Consider the following 5,676-nt stretch of genomic DNA (forward strand, 5'->3'; position numbering starts at 1 on the left):
ACCTGCAGGCACCGCGGGAGACGTGACGCCCCCGGCTGACGTGCCACACGGCCGCTCCGCAATTCCTAGTCGCGGGCTGCACAAAGCACTCCCCAATACCCGATTTGTCAAAACTTCCGCGCGGCTTCTGCCGCGTCTTCAGGGCAACCCAGCCAGTTTCACCCGGCCCGTCGCGCAGTCCTTCAATCTAAACGGGCGTTGCTGATCCGTCAACCCCCGTTTTTTCCAACTTCCGCCGCACCCGATCCGCGGCGAACTCCTTGAAGCTACTCGGTTTATCCCGGATCGTCAAGGGATGAAAACTAGCGTTTCCGCATCCACCCTCGCGACCGGCAGCTTGTCCGGTGGAGCCCTACAACGTAAACCTCTTCTGACGAGCGGTCAACCCCCCGCCGCACGCGGCGTTCATCAGGGGCGCAGATTATAAACCGCTGGTCCGGAGTCGTCAACCCGCGTTTTTATGCGGGCCCGTCCCTGTACACGACTCTATACAGTCGGTTCCCCGTCAGAGCGAAAGAACGGCCTGGTACTTCGACCACTCGTCGAGCACCATCCCGGCGCCGCGGACGACGCAGGTCATGGGGTCCGGATCGCGGCGCACGGGGAGGCCGGTCTCCTGCGTCAGGAGGCGGTCGAGGCCGCGGATCAGCGAGCCGCCGCCCGTCAGCACCATCCCACTGTCCACCAGGTCCGAGGAGAGCTCGGGCGGGGCCACCTCGAGGGCGGCGCGCACGGCGGCCACGATCACCCGAATCGGTTCGCGGATCAGCTCGCGCACCTCCTCGGAGTGCAGGCGGACGCTGGCGGGGATCCCCGTCACCAGGTCGCGGCCGGTGGCGTCCATCACCTGCTCTTCCTGCAGCGGGAGGGCGGAGCCGATCTGCATCTTGATCGCCTCGGCGGTCGCTTCGCCGATGAGGAGGTTGTGCTGCTTGCGGAGGGCAGCGACGATGGCGTCGTCCATCTCGTTCCCCGCCACGCGCACGGAGCGCTCGGCGACGAGGCCGGAAAGGGCGATGACGCCGATCTCCGTGGTGCCGCCGCCGACGTTGACGACCATGCTGGCCGTGGGTGCGGTGACGGGAAGCCCCACGCCGATCGCCGCGGCCATCGGCTCCGCGATGAGGAAGACTTCGCGGGCGCCGGCGGCGAGCACGGCCTGGCGCACGGCTCGCCGCTCCAACTCCGTAATGCCGGAAGGGACGCCGACCACCACGCGCGGCTTCTGCTGGAACGGCCCGCGCCTGCGCACGAGGCCCAGGTAGTGGCGAAGCATCATCTCCACCTGGTCCACGTCCGCGATGACGCCGTCGCGCATGGGGCGCGACGCGATGACGCCCATCGGCGTGCGGCCCAGCATCCGCTTGGCGTCGAGGCCGGCGGCCACGAGCTTGCCGCTGGCCCTGTCCACCGCCACCACGGACGGCTCGTTGAGGACGACTCCCTGCCCCTTGACCTGGATCAGGGTGTTCGCGGTGCCCAGATCGACTGCGATATCCGCCATTCAGCTCATCTCGAAAAGTAGGTGCGACTTGGTGCGCGCGCCCAATCTAACGCGCCGGACGATGGGGTGCGAATCCGGGGGCTCTGAGACGCCAACTGCTACATCTCACCCGTCGTTGGCGCGGCGCTCGGTGTCGCGGTCCAGGATCTCGCGGATGGTGGTGACGAGCGGGTCGATGGCGGTGTAGCGCTTGCCGTAGTCCAGGTTGAAGCGGTAGTCGAAGCCGGCCGGGTTCTCGCCCTGGTTGTGCTGGAGGATCGTCTCCAGCTTGTCCAGCGCCTTGGCGAGGCGGGCCTCGGGGGTGCGCGCTTCCTCGTACTCGTCCCACAGGCTCGTGATCTCATCCCGCAGCCGCGGCGGGAGGGGCTCCAGGAGCTGGAGGAGGTCGCGGCGCTCCTGCTCCGCCTTCCCCGCCCCGGCGGTCTGGTGGACGGCCGGGATGTCGCCGCCGATCGCCTCGCCCAGGTCGTGGACGATGCAGATCTTCACCAGGCGCGCGAAGCTGACGTCCGGGTACTGGTCCGCGAGGAGCATCGCCATGAGGCAGAGGCGCCAGGTGTGCTCGGCCACGCTCTCGCGGCGCCCCTCGGACGTCCACGAGTTGCGGTGCGTGTTCTTGAGCTGCTCCGTGGCGCGGAGGAAGGTCAGGATCTGCTCGAGCTCGGACGGCTCCATGCGTGGACCGGGGCGGTTGGGCGTGTTACTCTGTCGGGCTCCTTTTCCCCACAGACTCGGCGAGCGATGAACATAGAGAATCAGGCCTTTCAGGACGAGCGGGTGGTGCTGGACGGCAACAGCTACACGAACTGCACCTTTCGCCGCTGCGTGCTGGTGTACTCCGCGACGGCGGAGATGTCGCTGACCAACTGCAACTTCGAGATGGTGGAGTGGGAGTTCGACGGCCCCGCCGCGCGCGTCCTCTCCTTCCTCCACGCCACCTATCAGAACGGCCGGGACGGCGAGGAGTTCGTGCGCGCCATCTTTCGCAACTTCAAGAAGCCGCTGCGTTAGGACGAAACAGCAAACAGCAGTCTCACGCGGAGGCGCGGAGACGCAGAGAGAGAACAACAGAGAAAAGCCTCACACACAGGGAACCGCAGCCACGGAGAACTTTCTTCAGTTGTTCTCTCTGTGGCTCTGTGGCTCTGTGTCTCTGTGTGAGCCATGCAGTTGTCGTGCTCTCCCGCGTCTCCGCGCCTCCGCGTGAGCCCTGCTGTTCGTCAGCGGCGCTTCTGCATGCTGAGCGCGGTAAACTCCATGGCCTCGTGCGTCTCGGAGTCGCGGAAGATCTGGAGAAGCTCCTCGCGGCGCTCCTTTTCGCGGCGGTCCAGGCCCTCCATCCCGATCAGCGCGTGCAGGTCGGCCTCGACGCCCTCCGCCGTCTCGTGCTTGAGGCAGAGGAAGGTGAGGCCGCTGAACGGGAAGCGGTCGAAGGTGGCCATCAGCTGATCGCGCAGAACCGGGCTGTGGCGCATGTGGAACATGATGGAGCGGTCGATGCCGCGCACCGGGTACTGCGGAAACGCCGCCGAGTGCATCAGCGCCGACGCGAAGTTGTTGAGGATGAGCTCCGCCATCGCCTTCACCTCGTCCTCGCTCGCCGCGTCGCCCGGGCGCCACACCGCGTCGTCGTAAAAGTACGGGCGCAGATAGGGGCGCTCCACCAGCAGGCGCACGTGGTCTGAGGTCTCCGTGATCGCGCGCTGAATCAGGTGCATGTCCGGCTGCTGCTGCGCGAGCTCCAGCTGGCGCAGCGCCGTGTCGATCTGCTCCCGCGCGATGCGGAGCTGCTCGCGGAAAACGGAAAAATTGAGGAGACCCACCGCTACGAGCAGCATGGTCCCCGCGAAGCCCATCCAGCCGATCCAAACTTCCATTCCCATGACGAATATGCCCTCCAGGAACCCGAAAGCGGGTTCCCCTTAACTCGTGAAGCAGACTGCCGTTGTCGCCTGCAGGTGCGACGGAATACCAGAAGGGACGCCGCGAGTTCCGTCCGGGGCACCACGCGGAGGCCAGGCAGTTGCAGTCCACGCAAGGATCTGAGAACGGCCATCAAGCTTCCACCGAACCCCGAATGTCCGAAGAGCTACTCTGGAACGCCGAATCGCAGGCGCAGCGCCTCGCCGAGCTCACGGCCGAAGACGCGCGGCTCAAGGAAGCCCCGCTGCGCCGCGACGTGCGCTCGCTGGGCCGGCTGCTGGGCCAGGTGATCCGCGAGCAGGAGGGCGACGCGCTTTTCCAGGCCGTCGAGCAGCTTCGCCACCTGGCCATGGGCCACCGCGAGCTGGAGGACGAGGGCACGGGAATCACGGACGACGACCGGATGCGCGACGCGGAGCGCATCGTGGCCGGGCTGGAGCTGGGGGAGGCGTACCGGCTCACCAAGGCGTTCTCCATCTACTTCGACCTCACCAACCTCGCGGAGACGCAGCACCGCAAGCGCCGCCGGCGGGGCGCGCAGCTGCAGCCGGGCGCGCCGTCGCAGGCGGGCACCATCCGCGGCACCCTCCAGCGCCTGCGCGACTCCGGGGTCGGCAAGGATGCTGCGCTGGAGTTCCTGGCGCGCATCCTGGTCGTTCCCGTCTTCACGGCGCACCCCACCGAGGTGTCGCGCCGCACGGTGCTCTTCAAGCGCGGCCGCATCGCCGAATCGCTGGAGCGGCTCGACCGCCTGCCGCTCACCGGCGCCGAGGCCGCGCTGCAGGAAGCCGCCATCGCCGCCGAGATCACCGCGCTCTGGCAGACCGACGAGGTGCGCCGCCGCCAGCCCGCCGTGACGGACGAGATCCGCATGGGGCTCGACTACTACCCGCGCGTCCTCATCCCCACCCTGCCGGGCCTCTACTTCGAGATCGCCGACGCCTTCGAGGCCACGTACGGCGAGCCCATCCCGCCGTGCACGCTTCCGCAGGTGGTGCGCTTCGGCTCCTGGATCGGCGGCGACCGCGACGGAAATCCCTTCGTCACCCCGCAGGTCACGCGCGAGGCGCTGCAGCTCGCCCGCGAGACCATCCTGGACTACTACGTCGCAGCGCTGGAGGAGCTGACCGAGCGGCTGAGCGCCTCCACCCGGCAGGTGGAGGTAAGCCCCGAGCTGCGCGCGGCGCTGGACCACTACGCGGAGACGATCCCCTCGCTCGACCCGCACCCGGAGACGCGCTCGACGACCGAGGTGTACCGCCGCTTCATGGGCTACGTGGGCGGCCGCCTGAGCGCCGCGCGCAACGACCCCGCGAACCCCGCCGCCTATCCGGACGCCGCCGCCTTCCTCCGCGACCTGTGGCTGGTGCGCGAGAGCCTCGTGGCCAACCGCGGCGAGCGGCTGGCGCGCCTCCTCATCGGCCCCATCCTGCGCCAGGTGGAGACGTTCGGCTTCCACCTGCACGTGCTCGACATCCGCCAGCACGCGCGCATCCACGAGCGCGCCCGCGCCGAGCTGCTGGCCCGCGGCGCCGACGCGCTCCCCGAAGCGCCATCCGAGGACGCGATCAAGCTGCTGGACACCATGCGAGCCATCGCCGACCTCAAGCGCGCCTTCCCGCCCGAGGCGATCCAGCAGTACGTCATCAGCGGCGCCACCTCGGTCGAGGACGTGCTGACCGTCGTGCGCCTCGCCGAGATGGCGGGGGTCGCGGTCCAGGCGTCCGAAGGCGATCCGGGGCTGATGCTGGTTCCGCTCTTCGAATCCATCGAAGACCTGCGCAACTGCCCCGCGATCTGCCGCGAGCTGTGGACGCGCCCCGATTACGCGCGCCTGCTGGACTCGTGGGAGCGGCGCCAGGAGGTGATGCTGGGCTACTCCGATTCCAACAAGGACGGGGGGATGCTCACCAGCACCTGGGAGATCTACAAGGCGCACCGCACGCTGCACGAGGTGGCGCGCGAGTGCGGCGTGCGCCTGCGCCTCTTCCACGGGCGCGGGGGGACGGTGGGGCGCGGCGGCGGGCCCACGCACCGGGCCATCAGCGCGCAGCCGCCGGGCGCCTTCGAGGGGGAGCTGAGGATCACCGAGCAGGGCGAGGTGCTCAACTGGAAGTACGCGGACACGGTGCTGGCCGAGCGCAGCCTGGAGTTGATGATCGCGGCCTCGCTCGACATCCTCGCCCGCGGCGCCGGCCCCGCGCCGCACGACGCGCGCTGGGAAGAGGGGATGGAGACGATGTCGGCCG

General features: G+C 68.6%; 5 protein-coding genes. 2 read left to right on the plus strand and 3 right to left on the minus strand.

Annotated elements, in window-relative coordinates; translation table 11 throughout:
• Positions 1-505: 505 nt before the first annotated feature.
• Both VF647_01660 and VF647_01665 read right to left on the minus strand, forming a co-directional pair.
• On the minus strand, positions 506-1,504 hold the full coding sequence (locus tag VF647_01660; GenBank protein HEX8450768.1) for a rod shape-determining protein: 999 nt from the start codon (positions 1,502-1,504) through the stop codon (positions 506-508).
• Between the two features lie 105 nt (positions 1,505-1,609).
• The gene (locus VF647_01665; GenBank protein ID HEX8450769.1) at positions 1,610-2,179 is read right to left on the minus strand and encodes an HD domain-containing protein; all 570 of its coding nucleotides are present in this window, start codon (positions 2,177-2,179) and stop codon (positions 1,610-1,612) included.
• Positions 2,180-2,245: 66 nt separating this feature from the next.
• Here VF647_01665 and VF647_01670 point away from each other — a divergent pair, with 66 nt between their 5' ends.
• A complete protein-coding gene (locus tag VF647_01670) occupies positions 2,246-2,515 on the plus strand; it encodes a hypothetical protein (GenBank protein ID HEX8450770.1) in 270 nt (89 codons plus the stop codon).
• A 209-nt stretch (positions 2,516-2,724) separates the two neighbouring features.
• Here the strand turns inward: VF647_01670 and VF647_01675 are convergent, their stop codons facing one another.
• The gene (locus VF647_01675) at positions 2,725-3,387 is read right to left on the minus strand and encodes a hypothetical protein (GenBank protein HEX8450771.1); all 663 of its coding nucleotides are present in this window, start codon (positions 3,385-3,387) and stop codon (positions 2,725-2,727) included.
• A 194-nt stretch (positions 3,388-3,581) separates the two neighbouring features.
• Between VF647_01675 and VF647_01680 the strand changes: the two genes are divergently transcribed.
• On the plus strand, positions 3,582-5,676 hold a 2,095-nt coding region (locus VF647_01680), incomplete at its 3' end, for a phosphoenolpyruvate carboxylase (GenBank protein ID HEX8450772.1).

This window comes from Longimicrobium sp., from assembly GCA_036387335.1.
GTDB lineage: Bacteria > Gemmatimonadota > Gemmatimonadetes > Longimicrobiales > Longimicrobiaceae > Longimicrobium.